Raw genomic sequence first — 602 nt, 5'->3', positions numbered from 1 at the left:
ATCATTGTGAAGAACGGCAAATACTATGCTTGCTTTTCTTGCGAAGTGGAAAAACAACCTCTTTCACAATCTGATGAGCAGGTAGGGGTTGACCTTGGTTTACTACATCTTGCAGTTACGTCAAGTGGCGAGACCTTTGAAGTTCCGAAACACTTACGTAAAAATGAGAAGCGCCTCAAAGAACTACAGCGTTCAGTTTCACGAAAGAAACGTAGATCGATGCGTAGAAAAAAGGCGGTACGCATCCTGGCTCGACTTCATGAGAAGGTCGCAAATCAGCGAAAAGATCACGCACACAAAGTTGCGCGTCAGCTCGTGAATCGCTACGGACTGATCGCTTTTGAAAATCTGAATGTGCAAGGGATGGTTAAGAACCACCATCTAGCCAAAAGCATTGCTGATGCTGGGTGGCATCAACTTGTTCAATTCACTACGTACAAGGCTGAAAGCGCCGGTCGGGTGGTTGTTCAAGTTGATCCAAGACATACATCTCAGCTTTGCTCCCATTGTGGTGAAATCGTAAAGAAAGGGCTGTCTGTACGCATGCATCAATGCCACCATTGCGGCTACGTTGCGGATCGAGATGAAAATGCAGCTCGCAA

The 602-nt window shown here is 46.3% G+C and carries 1 protein-coding gene; it reads left to right on the top strand.

Annotation, left to right across the window (positions count from 1 at the left end; translation table 11 throughout):
* The coding region (locus PPOP_RS06650) for an RNA-guided endonuclease InsQ/TnpB family protein (protein WP_042227681.1) at positions 1-602 on the top strand (602 nt) is incomplete at both ends.

The organism is Paenibacillus popilliae ATCC 14706 (assembly GCF_000315235.1).
Classification (GTDB): Bacteria; Bacillota; Bacilli; order Paenibacillales; family Paenibacillaceae; genus Paenibacillus_B; species Paenibacillus_B popilliae.
The sequence above is the reverse complement of the archived record's forward strand: the minus strand, read 5'-3'. Positions and strand labels throughout refer to the sequence as shown.